At 59.5% G+C, this 16,553-nt stretch carries 18 protein-coding genes; 8 read left to right on the top strand and 10 right to left on the bottom strand.

The genetic code is table 11. The features are described from left to right. Both xerD and RI563_RS03145 read right to left on the bottom strand, forming a co-directional pair. Positions 1 to 845 (bottom strand): site-specific tyrosine recombinase XerD (gene xerD, locus RI563_RS03150; RefSeq protein ID WP_310692891.1); only part of this gene is annotated, 845 nt, incomplete at its 3' end. Then, on the bottom strand, positions 842 to 1,321 hold the full coding sequence (locus tag RI563_RS03145; protein WP_310692890.1) for an MGMT family protein: 480 nt from the start codon (positions 1,319 to 1,321) through the stop codon (positions 842 to 844). The genes RI563_RS03145 and xerD, both read right to left, overlap by 4 nt. 111 nt (positions 1,322 to 1,432) lie before the next feature. Here RI563_RS03145 and fliL point away from each other — a divergent pair, with 111 nt between their 5' ends. Then, positions 1,433 to 1,855, top strand: a complete 423-nt coding sequence (gene fliL / locus RI563_RS03140; RefSeq protein ID WP_310692889.1) for a flagellar basal body-associated protein FliL — start codon at positions 1,433 to 1,435, stop codon at positions 1,853 to 1,855. Positions 1,856 to 1,867: 12 nt separating this feature from the next. Then, a complete protein-coding gene (locus RI563_RS03135) occupies positions 1,868 to 2,803 on the top strand; it encodes a M23 family metallopeptidase (RefSeq protein ID WP_310692888.1) in 936 nt (311 codons plus the stop codon). Here the strand turns inward: RI563_RS03135 and RI563_RS03130 are convergent. The 7 genes from RI563_RS03130 to RI563_RS03100 form a co-directional block, all read right to left on the bottom strand. After that, positions 2,769 to 4,550 carry a hypothetical protein gene (locus tag RI563_RS03130; protein ID WP_310692887.1) on the bottom strand — a complete coding sequence of 594 codons (1,782 nt, stop codon included), beginning with the start codon at positions 4,548 to 4,550 and terminating at the stop codon, positions 2,769 to 2,771. The genes RI563_RS03135 and RI563_RS03130 overlap by 35 nt on opposite strands. A 113-nt stretch (positions 4,551 to 4,663) precedes the next feature. Further along, the gene (rplS, locus tag RI563_RS03125; RefSeq protein WP_310692886.1) at positions 4,664 to 5,017 is read right to left on the bottom strand and encodes a 50S ribosomal protein L19; all 354 of its coding nucleotides are present in this window, start codon (positions 5,015 to 5,017) and stop codon (positions 4,664 to 4,666) included. Between the two features lie 27 nt (positions 5,018 to 5,044). After that, on the bottom strand, positions 5,045 to 5,788 hold the full coding sequence (gene trmD / locus RI563_RS03120) for a tRNA (guanosine(37)-N1)-methyltransferase TrmD (RefSeq protein WP_310692885.1): 744 nt from the start codon (positions 5,786 to 5,788) through the stop codon (positions 5,045 to 5,047). A gap of 33 nt (positions 5,789 to 5,821) precedes the next feature. Beyond that, on the bottom strand, positions 5,822 to 6,346 hold the full coding sequence (gene rimM / locus RI563_RS03115; protein ID WP_310692884.1) for a ribosome maturation factor RimM: 525 nt from the start codon (positions 6,344 to 6,346) through the stop codon (positions 5,822 to 5,824). A 51-nt stretch (positions 6,347 to 6,397) separates the two neighbouring features. Further along, positions 6,398 to 6,649, bottom strand: coding sequence for a 30S ribosomal protein S16 (rpsP, locus tag RI563_RS03110; protein WP_310692883.1), 252 nt, complete (start codon positions 6,647 to 6,649; stop codon positions 6,398 to 6,400). A gap of 391 nt (positions 6,650 to 7,040) precedes the next feature. After that, positions 7,041 to 8,405 (bottom strand): signal recognition particle protein, encoded by a 1,365-nt coding sequence (ffh, locus tag RI563_RS03105; protein ID WP_310692882.1) that lies wholly within the window; start codon positions 8,403 to 8,405, stop codon positions 7,041 to 7,043. A 51-nt stretch (positions 8,406 to 8,456) separates the two neighbouring features. Further along, positions 8,457 to 9,221: a 3',5'-cyclic-nucleotide phosphodiesterase gene (locus RI563_RS03100; RefSeq protein ID WP_310692881.1), complete on the bottom strand. Its 765-nt coding sequence runs from the start codon at positions 9,219 to 9,221 to the stop codon at positions 8,457 to 8,459. Positions 9,222 to 9,464: 243 nt separating this feature from the next. Here RI563_RS03100 and RI563_RS03095 point away from each other — a divergent pair, with 243 nt between their 5' ends. From RI563_RS03095 to RI563_RS03080, 4 genes are all read left to right on the top strand, one after another. Beyond that, a complete protein-coding gene (locus RI563_RS03095; protein ID WP_310692880.1) occupies positions 9,465 to 10,289 on the top strand; it encodes an inner membrane protein YpjD in 825 nt (274 codons plus the stop codon). A gap of 84 nt (positions 10,290 to 10,373) precedes the next feature. After that, positions 10,374 to 11,675 (top strand): HlyC/CorC family transporter, encoded by a 1,302-nt coding sequence (locus RI563_RS03090; protein ID WP_310692879.1) that lies wholly within the window; start codon positions 10,374 to 10,376, stop codon positions 11,673 to 11,675. Between the two features lie 140 nt (positions 11,676 to 11,815). Beyond that, entirely contained in the window at positions 11,816 to 12,457 is a 642-nt protein-coding gene (locus RI563_RS03085; RefSeq protein ID WP_310692878.1) for an FHA domain-containing protein, read from the top strand. A 2-nt stretch (positions 12,458 to 12,459) separates the two neighbouring features. Further along, complete coding sequence (locus RI563_RS03080; protein ID WP_310692877.1) at positions 12,460 to 12,834, top strand: PilZ domain-containing protein; 375 nt, start codon at positions 12,460 to 12,462, stop codon at positions 12,832 to 12,834. A 452-nt stretch (positions 12,835 to 13,286) separates the two neighbouring features. Here the strand turns inward: RI563_RS03080 and radA are convergent, their stop codons facing one another. Then, positions 13,287 to 14,651: a DNA repair protein RadA gene (radA, locus tag RI563_RS03075; RefSeq protein ID WP_310692876.1), complete on the bottom strand. Its 1,365-nt coding sequence runs from the start codon at positions 14,649 to 14,651 to the stop codon at positions 13,287 to 13,289. A 202-nt stretch (positions 14,652 to 14,853) separates the two neighbouring features. Here radA and RI563_RS03070 point away from each other — a divergent pair, with 202 nt between their 5' ends. Both RI563_RS03070 and RI563_RS03065 read left to right on the top strand, forming a co-directional pair. Then, positions 14,854 to 15,810: a PDC sensor domain-containing protein gene (locus RI563_RS03070; RefSeq protein ID WP_310692875.1), complete on the top strand. Its 957-nt coding sequence runs from the start codon at positions 14,854 to 14,856 to the stop codon at positions 15,808 to 15,810. A 432-nt stretch (positions 15,811 to 16,242) separates the two neighbouring features. Continuing rightward, the gene (locus RI563_RS03065) at positions 16,243 to 16,548 is read left to right on the top strand and encodes a hypothetical protein (protein WP_310692874.1); all 306 of its coding nucleotides are present in this window, start codon (positions 16,243 to 16,245) and stop codon (positions 16,546 to 16,548) included. The last annotated feature ends 5 nt before the right edge of the window (positions 16,549 to 16,553 follow it).

Genomic DNA, 16,553 nt, shown 5'->3' with positions numbered 1-16,553 from the left:
ATGTGGGTATAGATCTGGGTGGTGGACAGATCGCTGTGGCCGAGCAGCATTTGCACCACGCGCAGGTCAGCGCCGTGGTTGAGCAGGTGGGTGGCGAAGGCATGGCGCAGGGTATGGGGCGAGAGCGGTTTGTCGATGCCGGCGCGGCGTGCGTAGTCCTTGATCAGATGCCAGAAGGTCTGGCGGGTCATCGGCTGACGGCGGTTACTGAGGAACACAGCTTCCGCCGCCTGGCCATCGAGCACCGCCGGGCGCACCTCCTGCACATAGCGTTGCAACCAGCCCAGCGCCTCTTCACCCAGCGGGACCAGACGTTCCTTGTCGCCTTTGCCGCTGATCCGCACCACACCCTGCTGACGGTTGAACTGTCCCATGCGCAGATTGACCAGTTCGGAAACCCGCAGGCCGGTGGCGTACAGCACCTCCAGCATGCAGCGATCCCGCAGCCCCTTGTGGGTCTCGATATCCGGCGCCAGCAGTAACGCCTCAACATCGCTTTCGCTCAGACTTTTGGGCAACGGCCGTCCCAGCCGGGGCGCCTCGATCAGGGCGGTGGGATCCTCGCTGATCTGTTGTTCGCGACGCAGCCAGGCGTAGAAACGGCGCAGGCTGGAAAGCAGTCGGGCAGTACTGCGTGGACTACCACGTTGCTCGAGCCGTTGAGCGAGATAGCCCTGGATCTGCTCACGGCGTACATCGCGCAGCGAGGCACGTCCCTCGTGATTCAGCCACTGGCCGAACTGGCTGAGATCCGAGCGATAGGCGGAGAGCGTGTTTTCGCTCAGGCCCCGTTCCATCCAGAGGGCATCAAGAAACTGTTCGATCAGAACCTGCGATTCACTCATGCCGGCAACGTCACACCCTCGTGCCGCAGCAACCAGCGTTTGAGCTCGATCCGCGGACCGGCGGTCTTGCCGGCGAAGCCGCCAATGCCCGTTTTGGCCACCACGCGATGGCAGGGAATATAAATCGGGATCGGATTCTGTCGGCAGGCATTGCCCACCGCCTGGGCGCAGCCTCCCACCTCCCCGGCCAGCTCGCCATAGGTCCGGACACGGCCCACCGGAATCGCGCGCAAAGCCTGCCACACCCGCTGTTGAAAATCGCTGCCGCCAAAATGCAGCGGCCAACGCAGGGGCGCCGCCGCATCGTCAAAATAGGTGGCCAGTTCGTGTGCAATACGCTTTTCACTGGCAGTGGTCGCAGTGGGTAATCCCGGTTGCGGTATGGTGCGCAAGTCGATATCGGTGATGCAATCCTCCGACAGGCTCACCACCAGCGCGCCCGGCGCAATGCGAATCTGAAAACGGGATGGGTTCATTTAGGTAAATACCCGAATTTACTCTGCGGTCTGTAAACCGTATTCTGTCAGGGTCAGGGAATCGCTATCCGCCTGATGATGTGTTTCAACTATAGTGCAGGAGTTCCCAAGATGAAACCGCGAGCGTTGTTTGCCTTGCTTGTTCCACTGTTGATGGCCCCGCCATTGTGGGCCGAAGACGAAGAAGACAAGTCAGAAACAAAAGAACAGGCGGCACCGGTCGTGTATACCGCCATGCAACCGGCCCTGGTGGTCAATGTGAACGATAACGGACGGGTTCGGCATATGCAGGTGAGCGTCCAGCTGAAACTTAAAAACAAAAACATGGAGCAGTATATCCAGCAGTATAACCCGGCCCTGCGGCATGAGCTGGTCATGTTGCTCAGCGATCAGCCGGTCAAGAAACTTACCTCTGCCCAGGGCAAGATTGCCTTGCGCGATGAGGCCTTGTCCGCTCTGCAAAATGTGATGGAAGAGCATATCCAGGTGCCGGCCATTGAAGCGGTTTATTTCACCGAAATGGTCATCCAGTAACGGCGATTGATTATGTCCAGACATACCCTCTTTGCAATCATACCGGGCCTGTTATTGTTTTTGGCAGCCGGCCATGTCCCGGCACAGATGTACAAATACCAGGATGAAAACGGTGTCTGGCATTTCAGTGACAGCCCGCCGCCAAGCGACCAGCGTCGCCGGCATCCGTCGCAGGAAGGACCGTCGTCGAGTAATAAAAAGCAGGTGATTATTCACCAACAGGGCAAGGACGACGCGCCGATCTTCGAGGCCAGTAACACTCTGCCCATGCCTATACAACTGGAGTTCTCGGCCACTCAGATGAAGAACATGCGGGCCGTCCCCCCGTTGCCGTTGCGCAAAGTGATCCCCGCCGGCAGCCGCGAGCCACTAACCCGCTTTGAAAAGATCGATCCGGACGCGCCCTGGGGTTACACTTATCGTACCCGCTTTATCCCGGGCGATCCGGCTGCCGAGCATCTGACCGGCAAACCCTATCTGCCGCCGTTTTCATCCCACAAGGAATTCAGCATCGCCCAGGCGTTCAACGGCGAAACCAGCCATAACGCCCACGCCCTGACCCGCTATGCCATCGATATTCCCATGCCGGCGGACAGTACGGTGCATGCCGCCCGCAGCGGGACCGTGGTGGAAATGCAAACCGGCAAACTGTCGCCCAAACGGCGCCGGAAGACTTTCTATGTGCGGATTCTGCATCGCGACGGCACCTTCGGGCTGTATGCCCATCTGCTACCCGATTCGGTCAAGCTGTTCACGGGGATGACCATCAATCGTGGCCAGGTCATCGGACGACTCGGATCCGGGGCGGAGGAAAGTTCGCCGCACCTGCATTTTGCGGTACAGAAAAACGTCGGCATGCAACTGGAATCGATCCCGTTCGAATTCACTTCGCTGGAGGGGATACCGCAGACGCCTAAAACGGGCTTGTTGCTGCGTCATCCTCTGTGACGGCGGCCGACTGTTCGCCGCTGCGGCCGCCTTCGAGCAACCAGATCTTCTGTAATTCCTGACGCAGGGCCGCGCGACGGCTCTTGTCCTCGGTCACGCGCAGCAGATGATTGAACAGCGCCCGCGCATCCGCATACAACCCGGCCCGCGCGAGTGCCACGCCGGCCTGATAACGGGCCGTCTGGGCCCAGGGGTCCATCGCCTCGGGACCGATCAGCATGGCGGATTTCAAATAGAGCCGCGCCGCTTCGGCATACTGCTCGCGGGATTCGCGGGAATTGGCCATCCAGTAATACAGCTCGCGCTTGCGTTTGGTATCGACGGTCAATGCCTGCAGGGCGCCAAACAGATCCAGGGCCGCTGCATGCGCGCCGGCGGTCTGCATATCGAACACCACCTGTAACACCTGATCCAGTCGCTGCGCCTGACCCGGTTTTAATTCCTCCAGCACCTGGTGCAGGGTTTGCTGTCCCTGTTCCAGCTCGCCCCCGAGCACCAGAATCCGTGCCCGGCGCAATTGCCAGATGAACGCTTCCTCGCCTTCGGGGATCTGCTCGATGCTGGCCATCAGTTTCGAGGCGCGGTCGATCTCCTGACGTGCCAGCGCGATATCCACCAGTTCCAGACGGGCTGCCAGCGGAATATCGGCAGGTTCTTTGAACTGCTTGCCCTCGAGAAACAGGGCTTCGACCAGGGCCGCACCGCGACTGCGCTGACGGAGCATCCCGATAAACGCTTTGGCCGCCCGCTCGCGACTGGCCGCCGATTGCCCCTTGAACATCAACAGGGCGTAATAGGCGCGCGCCCGTACCGGCTGGCGGGCCTGCGCCGCCTCGGCGGCCTCGAACCACGGCCCGTCATCGCCGATCAGAAACTGCTGCTGATTACCAAGAAAGGTGGCCAGATCCACATAGGCATTCCACAGGCTGTCGGCGTTGTACTCGAACAGGCCGGCAGGCAACGGCCGTGCGGCCTGCGCCGCCAGCACGTGCTCCAGCGCATTGGCGGCGGTCAGTCGATCGCCGCTGCGCCGGGCGGCCTCGGCGATCACCGCCCACAGATGATGGCGATCCTCGGCCTCAACCCACTTGCCGCGCAGGTGGCGCAACCCGGCCTGCATCACTTTGTTGGCCGGGCGGCTGCCACTGCGCAATTGCGCCAGCAGCACCAGCATGCCGGCCTCGGTATCCTGTTCGTCCGCCAGCAGTTCGGGAACCGCCTCAGGATGGCCGCTCATCAACAGAATCCGCGCCATTAGCAACCGGTCATGGCGGCTTTGCGGCGGATAATCCTGATAGAACTCCCGACTGGCCTGATAGGCATCCTCCGCCAGCCCCAGACGGACATAACTGATCATCACCAGCTCACGCCAGCGCCGGCGCCATTGCGGATCCACTGCGCCCTCGCTCGACCAGATCAGATCGCGTAACACGGACAGGGCACGGCGGGGTTCATCGAGTTTTAAAAAGGCATTGGCCCGCTCGGTCATGGCCCAGCGCACGGCCTGTTCGGGCATGTTGCGGGGAAAGCCGGTGAGGCGTGAGGCCAGTCGCTGCCACTGACCGCTCTCGCGATAGATGCGCACCCGCTCGCGCTCCAGCGCCAGCCATTCGCTCTGTTCGGAAGGGATCGTGGGCTGGCGTTCGTCCAGCAGGTGCACCGCCAGGGTCGCGGCGCCGCTGTCAGCCAGGGCGCGGATTTCATCCAGGGTCTCATCGGCCGTTGCCAGGCCGGTTATCGCTAACAACAGGGCGAACAACGCCGGGCGCCGGAACCAAAAAACGGGTAGCCCGCGAGGGCTACCCGTTCTGGTGTTCACCGGTTTGCGGTCGTTCGACCGGGCTGCCATGCCGGACAAGCTTATTTGTTGGTCAGCTTTTCCTTGATGCGCGCGGACTTGCCGGAACGTTCGCGCAGATAATACAGCTTGGCACGACGTACATCACCGCGGCGCTTGACCTGAACTTCGGCCAGGGTCGGGCTGTAAACCTGGAAGACACGCTCGACACCTTCACCGTAGGAAACCTTGCGCACGGTGAATGAAGAATTGAGACCGCGGTTACGTCGGGCGATGACCACGCCTTCATAGGCCTGCAAACGTTCGCGATTACCTTCTTTTACCTTGACCTGAACCACAACGGTGTCGCCGGGACCGAACTCCGGGATCGTCTTGTTCATCTGTTCCGCGTTTAACTGGTCGATAATGTTGCTCATGCTCGTCGCTCCCAAGCTCGTGCCTCGTTATTCAATCTCATGCTCGCGAATAAATTCCGCGAGCAAAGTCTGTTTGTCCTCATCCAGTTCGAGCGTCTCGAGTAAATCGGGACGCCGCAGCCAGGTTCTGCCCAGTGCCTGTTTGAGTCGCCAGCGCTCGATGGCCTTGTGATCGCCACTGAGCAATACCGGCGGGACTTGCCTGCCTTCTATCGCCTCCGGCCGGGTAAACTGCGGAAAATCCAGCAGCCCGTCCGAAAAAGAATCCTGTTGTGCCGAATCCTCGTGCCCCAGCGCGTCCGGCACCAGACGGGTCAGCCCGTCCATCATCACCATCGCCGCCAGTTCGCCACCACTGAGAACGTAATCCCCGATGGACCACTCCTCGTCGACCTCGGCTTCAATCAACCGCTCGTCGATCCCTTCGTAGCGGCCGCACACCAGTATCAGGTGCGACTGGCGCGATAACTGTTCGAGCCCGGCCTGATCCAGCCTGCGTCCCTGCGGCGACAGGTAGATTACCCGGCTTTGCCCGTTGTCACTGCCGCGTGCGTCACGAATCGCCTCGCGCAGGGGCTCGACCATCATCACCATCCCCGGGCCACCGCCGTAGGGCCGATCATCGACCGTCTGATAATTGTCGCTCGTATAGTCGCGCGGGTTGTAAAACCCGACCTCCACCAGACCGCGGTTCAGGGCCCGTCCGGTGATACCGTTTTCAGTGACCGCGCTGAACATCTGTGGAAACAGCGTGATGAAATCAAAGCGCATGTCACTTAACCTTCATGCCGTCGCCGGCATGAATCAAAATTCCGGATCCCAGTCGACGCGAATCACGCCTTCCTGTAAATCCACCTGTTTGATCACCTGTTCGCGGATAAACGGGATCAAACGTTCCTGCTTGCCATCGGTGTCGGTCTGCTCGACCACCAGAACGTCATTGGCGCCAGTTTCCATCAGGTTCGTCACCTGGCCCAGATCCACATCCACCAGGTTGATGACCTGCAATCCCAGCAGGTCACGCCAGTAATAATCCCCCTCGACCAGCGCCGGCAGTTGCTGGCGGGTGACGGCAATCTCGCGGCCCACCAGGGCCGCCGCGCTGTCGCGATCCGGGCACTGCTCCAGCTGCGCAATCAGGGTCTTGCCGTGTTGCTTGCCCTGCACCACTTGGTAGGGCAACCATTCACCGCCGCTGTACAGATACCACGGCGAATAGTTCAGAATGTTGTTCCGGGGTTCGGTGTGGGAATAGACCTTCACCCACCCCTGGACACCAAACAGGCCACTGATATGCCCCAACACAATCATGTTATCGGCATGCTGCATGGCCTGTGGCGTCCTCCGCCCGCCGATCGGGTCAGGCGGTAGAGCGGCGATTTATGCCGCTCTCTTTTCCTGTTCCTTGACCAGTTTACTGACCCGCTCGGAGGCCTGTGCCCCCTTGCTCAGCCAGTGCGAGATCCGTTCGTTGTCCAGATTCAGACGCACTTCATTACCGGTGGCGACCGGGTTAAAGAACCCCAGGCGTTCGATATAGCTGCCGTCCCGGCGGTTACGGGAATCCGTGACCACGATATGGTAGAAAGGACGCTTTTTGGCGCCAGCGCGCGCCAGACGTATGGTTACCATCGCGAGTTATAACCTCTTGAACCAAATAAATTGAGGCCGTCTCGACCTGAAGCCGGACAGCCTTCCCGAAAGAGTGGGGCATTGTACTGAAAATGGCGGAAAAGTGAAGGGCTTAGAGCCATTTTGCGGGGAAAATTTAACCTCCCGCCCCCGTAGAGGAAGATCAGCAAGCGATGTCCCCGGGGAATCACCAAAAAGATCCGCCTGTAGGAGCCACCCCCCCTCGGCGATTGCACCCTCAACGATCGCGTCATCCTTAACCACTCGGCCAGAGGGCGGGGCCTTCCACAGCCTGCATCCGCTGACCGCCAACACCTGCCGGGCGAAAAACCATCCTAACTTACTGTTTTAATACTATATTTTTAGTGGTTTCAGCACGAAACCGTGCCAACTACATCAGGCCCGGCGGCAGGTTGCCGCCGCCCTTGAGGCCGCGCATCATCTTGGCCATGCCGCCGCCTTTCATTTTCTTCATCATCTTCTGCATCTGGGTAAACTGCTTGAGCAGGCGATTGACATCCTGGATCTGGGTGCCGGAACCACCGGCGATGCGCCGCTTGCGCGAGCCTTTAATAAGGTCAGGCTTGCGCCGCTCCGCGGGGGTCATGGAGCGGATAATCGCCTCCATACGCTTCACCTGCTGCTCACCGGCCGCCGCATCCAGCGCCCCCTGGGGCACATTGGGCATGCCGGGCAGCTTGTCCATCAGGCTGGCCACCCCGCCCATTTTTTTCATCTGCTGGAACTGGGCGAGGAAATCCTCCAGATCGAAGCCTTTGCCCTTTTTGAGCTTGGCCGCCATCTTCTCGGCCTCGTCCACGTCGATCTTGCCCTGCGCTTCCTCGACCAGGCTGACCACATCGCCCATGCCCAGGATGCGCGAGGCAACCCGGTCGGGATGAAACGGCTCCAGTGCCGTGGTTTTCTCGCCGGTGCCGAGGAATTTGATCGGCTTGCCGGTGATCTGGCGAATCGACAGTGCCGCGCCGCCGCGGGCATCGCCGTCGGTCTTGGTCAGGATCACACCGGTCAGCGGCAGCGCGTCATGGAAAACGCGGGCGGTATTGGCCGCGTCCTGGCCGGTCATGCTGTCGACCACGAACAGGGTCTCGACGGGATCGACCGTCTCGTGCAGGCGGCGCACCTCGTCCATCATGGTCTCGTCAATATGCAGCCGGCCGGCGGTATCAACGATCAGCACATCTTTATGCTGCAGCTTCGCCTGCTCCAGCGCCCGCCGGGCGATCTCGACCGGGTCCTCGTCGCTGGTGCTGGGGCAGAAGCTGGCCTCGACCTGACCGGCCACGGTTTCGAGCTGATCGATGGCCGCCGGCCGATAAATATCGGTACTGACCAGCATGACCGATTTTTTCCGGTTCTCCTGCAGCCAGCGGGCCAGTTTGCCGGCGCTGGTGGTCTTGCCCGAGCCCTGCAGCCCCGCCAGCAGGATCACCGCCGGCGGCGTGACGCTCAGATCCAGTCCGTCATTGGCCTCGCCCATCAGCGCCACCAGCTCGTCGTTGACGATCTTGATCAGCGCCTGGCCGGGCGTCAGGCTCTTGAGGACTTCCTCGCCGAGGGCCTTCTCCCGCACATGGTCGACAAACTCCTTGACCACCGGCAGCGCCACGTCGGCTTCCAGCAGGGCCATGCGCACCTCGCGCAGGGTCTCCTTGATATTATCCTCGGTCAGTCGGCCGACCCCGCGCAGGTTGCGGACCGTCTGGCCGAGGCGTTCGCTCAAACCATCAAACATGTTGCCTCACTTGGAAATCCAGTCGACCGCCACACTCGGCGATCCGGGACATTATAACGTGAAACGGGCCCCGGCCGAGAGTCGGTTGACCGAATGCGTGGTGATGGCGCGGGCGCATTCGGCGAAAATCTCGCCCTCGCCGCCCGGCTTGTTGTGAGTGATATAGACTTCGGGCTGATGGGTCAGCTTGGCAATGTCCTCCGCCAGCAACGCGGGGCAGTAATGACCGGCGCGCCGGCAGATATCGATATCGTCATCCGCGAAGGCGGCCTCGACGATGAGCAGATCCAGTCGCTCCAGCTGGTTGAGCCGGGCCCAGAAGGTATCGTTGGTGGTGGTGTCCCCGCTGAAGGCAAATACCTGCTGGCTGTTGCGCACGATATAACCAACCCCGGGAACCACATGATTGACCGGCACCATTTCAAACTGGACATTGCGTATCTGGCGGGTTTCGCCCGGCTGCATCGGCTGGTAGCGCAGCACGGGCCGATCCGGATGCGGCAGCGCGGCAAAATCGGGCCAGATCACGTTGTTGAAAATGTGCGTGCGCAGCGCGTCGATGGTCACTTGCTGGGCATGGATGGTAATCGGTTCATGCAGATGTTCGAACACGCTGTCCACCAGCAGGGGAATGCTGGCGATATGATCCAGATGCGAATGAGTCAGGAAAATATGGCGCAGACCCGCCATTTGTTCCAGGGTCAGATCGCCCACACCGGTGCCGGCATCGATCAGAATATCCTCATCGATCATCATTGTGGTGGTGCGCAAACCGTTGCCGACACCGCCGCTGCATCCCAGAACCTGCAGTTCCATCTAACCTGTCACTCCGCCTGACTGAATCATACTTATTAACCTGCAATTGCGATCTCAAATAGTGCCATGCCCGGACAAATCAAAATGCTACCAGAGTCACAAGTCTAAGACCTTGATAATGTTTCGCTTTATCCCGGAACCGGCCATGAACGGAACTAGACGGTCAACACGGCGCAAACATTCCCTCCATCGCGCGGCGCGGCACTTCCTTCGCCGATCGAGCTGTGCGATGATTCACGCGTGATGAATTCCCTTGCTCTGAATCTGTTGCTCCCCGCCTTGGCCGCGATTCTGCTGTATCTGCTGGCCGGCGCTTTGCTATGGCGACGCCTGGTCAGCGGCACACCGGCCACGCCCGCAACCCGTTTGCGTCTGCTGGCACCGGGGCTGATCGCCGTGGTGCTGCATGGCGTACTACTGTGGCAGGTGCTGTTTACCCCGTCGGGGGTGGATGTCGGCTTTTATACCATCTTTACCCTGGTGGGCTGGCTGGCCGCGCTGTTACTGCTGCTGTCGGCGCTCTCACGCCCGGTGGAATCGCTGGGCATTGTGGTGCTACCGTTTACCGCTATCACGATCCTGCTGCGCCTGCTCAGCGACGAGCACAACATCCTGAGCCGGGATCTGGCCACGGGACTGGAATTTCATATCCTCGTCTCGATCCTCGCCTACAGTCTGCTGAGTATCGCGGTGGTGCAGGCGATCCTGCTCTATTTCCAGGATGCCCATCTGCACAACAAGCAGCCCGGCGGTATCGTGCGCGCCTTGCCGCCGCTGGAGACCATGGAGACCATGCTGTTCCAGATGATCGGTCTGGGCTTTATTGTACTGAGCGTTTCGCTGTTCAGCGGCGGACTCTATCTGGAGGACATTCTCGCCCAGCACCTGGTGCACAAGACCGTGCTGTCGATCATCGCCTGGATCCTGTTCGGTATTCTGTTGTGGGGGCGGGTTCAGTTCGGCTGGCGTGGCCGCGTGGCCATCCGCTGGACCATTGCCGCCTTCATTGCCCTGATGCTGGCCTACTTCGGCAGCAAATTCGTGATCGAACTGGTTCTGCATCGCTAGCCGCCACCGACGGTTAGCCTTGACAGTGCCGGTGATGTCCTTCGTAATTCATTTTCCCTACAGGCAGCAAGAGGCTTTGCGTTCTTGAACGAATTACCCCTAGGTATGCTCATCGGCATACTCGTCTTCCTGTTGATTGCGTCGGGGTTTTTCTCCGGCTCCGAAACGGGGCTGATGAGTCTCAACCGCTATCGCCTGCGCAACCTCTCTGAAAAAAAACACAAGGGCGCGCTAAAGGCGGAACGCCTGCTGACCCGGCCCGATCGCCTGATCGGCGTCATCCTGCTGGGCAACAACTTCGTCAACATTCTGGCCTCGGCCATCGCCACGCTGATCGGTATCCGTCTGTTCGGCGAGTCCGGCATCTGGTTCGCCACCATCGCCCTGACCATCATTGTGCTGATCTTCTCCGAGGTCACGCCCAAAACCCTGGCCGCCTTTAACCCGGAACGTTATGCCTTGCCCGCCTCCTATGTGCTGGCCCCGCTGCTGAAGATTTTTTACCCGCTGGTCTGGTTGATCACACGCCTCTCCAACGGCCTGCTCTGGGTGTTCGGGATCCGGCTCGATGAAGCCGGCCGCATGACTCTTAGCAGCGAGGAACTGCGCGTGGTGGTCAGTGAGGCCGGCAGTATGATCCCCCAGCGCCACCAGGAGATGCTGCTCAGTATTCTGGATCTGGAGAAGGTCAGCGTCGACGACATTATGGTACCGCGCAACGAAATTGCCGGCATCGATCTGGCCGACGACTGGGAAGCGATCGCCAAGCAGCTCACCGAAAGTCAGCACACCCGCATGCCGGTCTACGAGGGCGATATCGATCATGTGGTCGGTATGGTCCATCTGCGTCGTGCCGTGCGACTCTTCCAGCAGGATGAGCTTAGCAAGGACAATTTCCGCCAGATCATTCGCGACGCCTATTTCGTCCCCGAGGGCACGCCCCTGCACACCCAGTTGCTCAACTTCCAGCGTGAGCGCCGGCGCATCGCGCTGGTGGTCAATGAGTACGGCGATATTCAGGGCCTTGTCACTCTGGAGGATATTCTCGAGGAGATCGTCGGCGAATTCACCACCGACCCGGCCGCCTCCAGTCGCGACATTCACGTGCAGGAGGACGGCACATTTCTGGTCGACGGCAGCATCACCATCCGCGAGCTGAACAAGGCGCTGGAGTGGGATCTGCCCACCGAGGGACCCAAAACCCTCAACGGCCTCATCCTCGAATACCTGGAACACATCCCCGATCCCGGCACCAGCCTGCTGATCGCCGACTATCCCATCGAAATCGTCCAGACCACCGGCAATGCGGTCAAGACCGTGCACATCGATCCGGGCTGGAAGCGCAACAACCTCCCGGCGGGCGAACCGGGCCCCGGAGAAGCTTGACGCAAGGGGCGAAATCCCGGACGGGCGGTCAAATCAGGACTATCCACCGCCGCAGTTGTATAATAACATTAATAAAAGACTATAATTCTACGATAAATATAGACTTTTCATTCAGTTACTAGCCGGGAGCCGAGCCGCACGTGTCCAAGCTGACGCTGTCATTCAAGGGAAGCATTCTGCGTGTCTATCCGATCCTCAAGGGCAGCATGCTGATCGGCCGTGATCCCCAGTGCACCATTCTTATCGACAGCCTCGCCGTCTCGCCCCAGCACGCCCGCATCGACACCCGGGATCAAACCTCGGTGCTGGTCGATCTCGACAGCGAAGGCGGTACCTTCGTCGACCAGAACAAAATCGACAAACACCTGCTCAAGGATGGCGACACCATCCGCATCGGCAAGCACACGCTCGAATACAAATACGAAGAAGATCACAACATGGCCCACGTGGATGAGTTACCGGTGCCGGAAGTGGAAGAGATCACCCCGCAACAGGCCGAAACCGAGCAAAACCACGAAACCCGCCAGGGCTGGCTGCAGATCTTAAACGGCCAGAACCTGGGAAAGACCCTGAGCCTGAACCGCTCCATGACCAACCTGGGTAAACCGGGCGTGGCCACGGCGGTCATCACGCGGCGCAACGACGGTTACTTTCTCTCGCACCTGGAGGGCGAACACCCCCCGCTGGTCGACAACAAGTCACTGGGCGAACACAGCCACAAACTGCAGGATGGCGATACCATCCAGATCGGCAACATCAAAATGCAGTTCTACCTGGACTGAGCATGAGCGATAACGAACGCCGCCACTTCACCCGCATCTGCTTCGATGGCGAAGCCTGGCTGATCGATCCCTCCATCAACCGCCAGTGGCAAACCGAGGTCATCGACATCAGTCTGCGTGGCGCCATGATCCGCCGTCCCACGGATGGCCCCCGCGATTTTGACAAAACCTATCTTTTACAACTGCAGCTGGGCGAAGAAATCCAGCTGGAATTCGAAACCCGCATCACCCACCACGACAACCCCGACCACCTGGGACTGCACTTCGATCACATGGACCTGGACAGCGCCAGCCACCTGCACCGACTGGTGGAACTCAACCTCGGCGATCCCGCCCTGCTCGAACGCGAACTGGCCGAACTGCTCGAGTCTGATTGAACAAATCCCCTTCTCTTGGCTTCTGGGAAATAACGCGGAGGTCGCAGAGGCGCGGAGACGCGGAGGATTCAATTCATCGTTCTTCTCGTCGCTTTACGTAATTTCTAACGAGTCGAAAAAAACACCGAGACACTGAAAACACCGAACTAAACCGAATCAATGCATTCGGTGTTTTCGGTGATCTTCTCTCGTCATCTGGGAAATAACGCGGAGGTCGCAGAGGCGCGGAGACGCGGAGGATTCAATTCATCGTTCTTCTCGTCGTTTTACGTAATTTCTAACGAGTCGAAAAAACCACCGAGACACTGAAAACACCGAACTAAACCGAATCAATGCATTCGGTATTCTCGGTAGTCTTCATTCGTCTTCGGGGAAATAACGTGGAGGAGTTAATTATTATTTTCTCCGCGACTCCGCGCCTCCGCGAACTCCGCGTTAATTAACCGAACCGTTTAAAAGAGATCCAACAGTTCTTCGAGCCGACTGACGGCGGTGATCTGCAGGCCGTCAATGGCTTTGCGCGGGGCATTGCCTTTGGGGACGACGGCGCGTTTGAAGCCATGTTTGGCGGCTTCCTGCAGGCGGTCCTGGCCGTTGGGTACGGGGCGGATTTCGCCGGCCAGGCCGATTTCGCCGAACACTACCAGATCCTGCGGCAGGGTCTTGTTACGCAGGCTCGACATCACTGCCAGAATCACCGCCAGGTCGGCGGCGGTTTCGGTCACGCGTACACCGCCGACGACATTGGCGAACACGTCCTGATCGGCGCACACCACCCCGGCATGACGATGCAGCACCGCCAGCAGCATGGCCAGGCGGTTGTGCTCCAGCCCGGTGGTCACCCGGCGCGGATTACTCAACTGACTGTCGTCGACCAGTGCCTGTACCTCCACCAGCAGCGGGCGGCTGCCTTCGAGAGTCACCAGGATCACGCTGCCGGGCACCGCCTCCTCGTGGCGGGACAAGAAGATCGCCGAGGGATTGTTCACTTCGCGCAGTCCCTTGTCGGTCATGGCGAACACACCCAGCTCGTTGACCGCGCCGAAGCGGTTTTTCATCGCCCGCACCAGTCGATAGCGGCTGCTGGAATCGCCTTCGAAATAGAGCACGGTGTCGACCATGTGCTCCAGCACCCGCGGCCCGGCCAGGGTGCCTTCCTTGGTGACATGGCCCACCAGGAACAGCGCGGTACCGGTCTGCTTGGCATAACGCACCAGTTGCGCGGCCGATTCGCGCACCTGGCTGACCGAGCCGGGTGCCGAGGTCACCTCGTCTGTAAAGATGGTCTGGATGGAATCGATCACCAGGACCTGCGGACGCTCCTGCTGGGCGATGGCCAGGATGTCCTCCACCCGGGTTTCGGCCAGCAACGCCAGATCGTCCGCCGCCAGCCCCAGGCGTTGGGCGCGCATACTCACCTGCTGCAGTGATTCCTCGCCGGTGATATACAGCGGCGTCAGTTGCTGACCCAGGCTGACCACGGTTTGCAGTAATAACGTTGACTTGCCGATACCGGGATCGCCCCCCAGCAACACCACCGAGCCGGGCACCAGCCCGCTGCCCAGCACCCGGTCGAACTCGCCGATCCCGGTAGGCACCCGCGCCACATCGGCGGCATCCACCTCCGCCAGGCGCTGCACCCGCTGGCCGGCCGCGTCGCCGGCAAAGCCGCTGAAGCGGGCGTTCCGCCCGCTGCTACTCACCGCGCTCACCTCCACCAGCGTGTTCCATGCCCCGCAGTCACCGCATTGCCCGGCCCATTTTGGTGCCTGGCTGCCGCATTCGGTGCAGGAATAGACAATCTTGCTCTTGGCCATTGTGGGTTATATATCCGCTCTTGAGATCAGGGGAACATGGTACCATGAGCAAGCCAGCCACGATCCCCGTGTACCCCCCGGCACATTTGCCGCAAGTGGCCTGCGTCATCCGCCTGTCACAGCCCACGGGGACAATCACGGCATGCTATTTGAATACCAGTACAGGAATAGCATTACTCGACAACCACATGGATGAAACATCATGTCAGCCTTCAAGGATCGCATTCTCTATCAAAAACAACTGCTCGCCAGCCTCGCGGCCGAGCCGTTGACCGCCCTTGCCCGGGAATCCGCCGGCGTCTGGCAGGAACCGACACAGCTGGATCAGATGCTGTTACAGGGACTGGAACAACTGCCCCACTGCCACATGCTTTACGCGGTCGACACCAATAACATCCTGATCTCCGCCAACGTAAAGAACAACCAGCTCGATACCCAGTGGCGAGGCCTGGACCTCACCGGCCGGCCCTATTTAAAGCGTACCCTGCCCTGGCAGGGCTTCACTCTGTCAACGGTCTATACCAGCCGCCACAGCCTGCGCCCCTGCATCACCGCCATTCAGGCCGTGTGCCAGGGCGACGCGATCCTCGGCTTCATTGCCGCTGACTATAACGTCGACGATCTGCACAGCCAGCGCGGCAATCCACCGGCCTCGGCCGGCTGGAGCCAGTACAAGGGCGACCCGGCAATCCGTAGTACCGTATTTCAACAGCAACGTTCCATCAGCGCCATGGACAAAGTGCTCGGCGAAGTGATGAACAGCATCGCCGACATGCTGCGCCATCACGGCATCTTTCACGTCAAGATTCATTTCTCCAGCTCCCGCGCCTCCTTCTGGTCGCTGGACGACCCTTATGACTACAACATCCACATGCTCGATGAGATCGTCGATCCCGAACGCTGCCTCGCCTACCCGCGCCGCCCCCCGCACGAACGCACCCAGGTTAATCACGAGGATATCGGCCGTGTACTGGATCAGTTCAAGGCCCTGCGTCACGCGGATGAAACCATCTACCTGCGCTCCGCCTCATTCAACATCATCAACGGCATGGTCGGCCTCACCTTCTCCTGCGACGGCTCGCACTACATCCACTTCCAGCAATTTCTGGAGATGGACAGCCGGTTCTGGTTCGGGGAGGCGAAGGCGGAAGCGGGATGAAAGATCTCACCACGGAGACACAAAGACACGAAGGATCTTTATTAAGTCAGGGTATCACCTGTTCTGCTGTCCTCGTGAAAATCACGGTGCTTTTGATCTAACAAGTGTAAGTCGGAAATTGACAGGATAAGTTGGCAGTTAAAAACTGTCGCCTGTAGCAAGTAGCCGGGTCGGCATGGTATCTCTCGCAGAGACGCCAGGACGCAGAGAAACATTCTATCTTAATCCTCAGCGGCTCTGCGCCTCTGCGAGAACCCATATCTTCGTACCAACCCGATACCCGAAACGGGCATAAAGGTCACCGTTAGCCATTCAGGACTGTTGGGCAAATAAGTCTATTGCCCCCTGAAAAACGGGTTATTCCTGAAATGTTAATTGAGTATTAAAATCGGTTGAGAATCGTTAGTATCATGGGGTGAGATCGTTAGCCGCATGAGCAAAATTTCGGAGATCACGATGCGATTAAAACTATCCCTTCTATCCCTGGCATTTTTCGTTATTACCGCATGCGCAGGCAACCCCGAGAGCGAGGCAGCCCTGCAATGTGAACGTGGTTTGCAAACCGCCTACAAAGAGCTCGACTTTGCCAAGGCCAGGGGCTTTGGTGGCACAGTGGAATACACCAAGGCCGCCAGTCTCCTGACGGCAGCCAAGGTGCAGTTTGAGTTTGGGAAATACCCGAACTGTATCGACAAAGTTAAACGTGCACGGTCCTATATACGGGTATCACAACAATAGTCCTG

This window comes from Thiohalophilus sp., assembly GCF_031581315.1.
In the GTDB taxonomy this organism is placed as follows: domain Bacteria; phylum Pseudomonadota; class Gammaproteobacteria; order UBA6429; family Thiohalophilaceae; genus Thiohalophilus.
Note: the sequence above shows the minus strand (reverse complement) of the source record. Positions and strands in the feature narration are given on the sequence as shown.

Excerpts from the sequence above, each read along its gene's own strand:
- RI563_RS03135 (WP_310692888.1), top strand. The coding sequence starts at position 1,868 with ATGTCCAGACATACCCTCTTTGCAATCATACCGGGCCTGTTATTGTTT.
- fliL (WP_310692889.1), top strand. The coding sequence starts at position 1,433 with ATGAAACCGCGAGCGTTGTTTGCCTTGCTTGTTCCACTGTTGATGGCC.
- rplS (WP_310692886.1), bottom strand. The coding sequence starts at position 5,017 with ATGAGCAACATTATCGACCAGTTAAACGCGGAACAGATGAACAAGACG.
- RI563_RS03080 (WP_310692877.1), top strand. The coding sequence starts at position 12,460 with ATGAGCGATAACGAACGCCGCCACTTCACCCGCATCTGCTTCGATGGC.
- rimM (WP_310692884.1), bottom strand. The coding sequence starts at position 6,346 with ATGCAGCATGCCGATAACATGATTGTGTTGGGGCATATCAGTGGCCTG.
- RI563_RS03065 (WP_310692874.1), top strand. The coding sequence starts at position 16,243 with ATGAGCAAAATTTCGGAGATCACGATGCGATTAAAACTATCCCTTCTA.
- RI563_RS03145 (WP_310692890.1), bottom strand. The coding sequence starts at position 1,321 with ATGAACCCATCCCGTTTTCAGATTCGCATTGCGCCGGGCGCGCTGGTG.
- RI563_RS03100 (WP_310692881.1), bottom strand. The coding sequence starts at position 9,221 with ATGGAACTGCAGGTTCTGGGATGCAGCGGCGGTGTCGGCAACGGTTTG.
- trmD (WP_310692885.1), bottom strand. The coding sequence starts at position 5,788 with ATGCGCTTTGATTTCATCACGCTGTTTCCACAGATGTTCAGCGCGGTC.
- RI563_RS03070 (WP_310692875.1), top strand. The coding sequence starts at position 14,854 with ATGTCAGCCTTCAAGGATCGCATTCTCTATCAAAAACAACTGCTCGCC.
- ffh (WP_310692882.1), bottom strand. The coding sequence starts at position 8,405 with ATGTTTGATGGTTTGAGCGAACGCCTCGGCCAGACGGTCCGCAACCTG.
- rpsP (WP_310692883.1), bottom strand. The coding sequence starts at position 6,649 with ATGGTAACCATACGTCTGGCGCGCGCTGGCGCCAAAAAGCGTCCTTTC.
- RI563_RS03095 (WP_310692880.1), top strand. The coding sequence starts at position 9,465 with ATGAATTCCCTTGCTCTGAATCTGTTGCTCCCCGCCTTGGCCGCGATT.
- radA (WP_310692876.1), bottom strand. The coding sequence starts at position 14,651 with ATGGCCAAGAGCAAGATTGTCTATTCCTGCACCGAATGCGGCAGCCAG.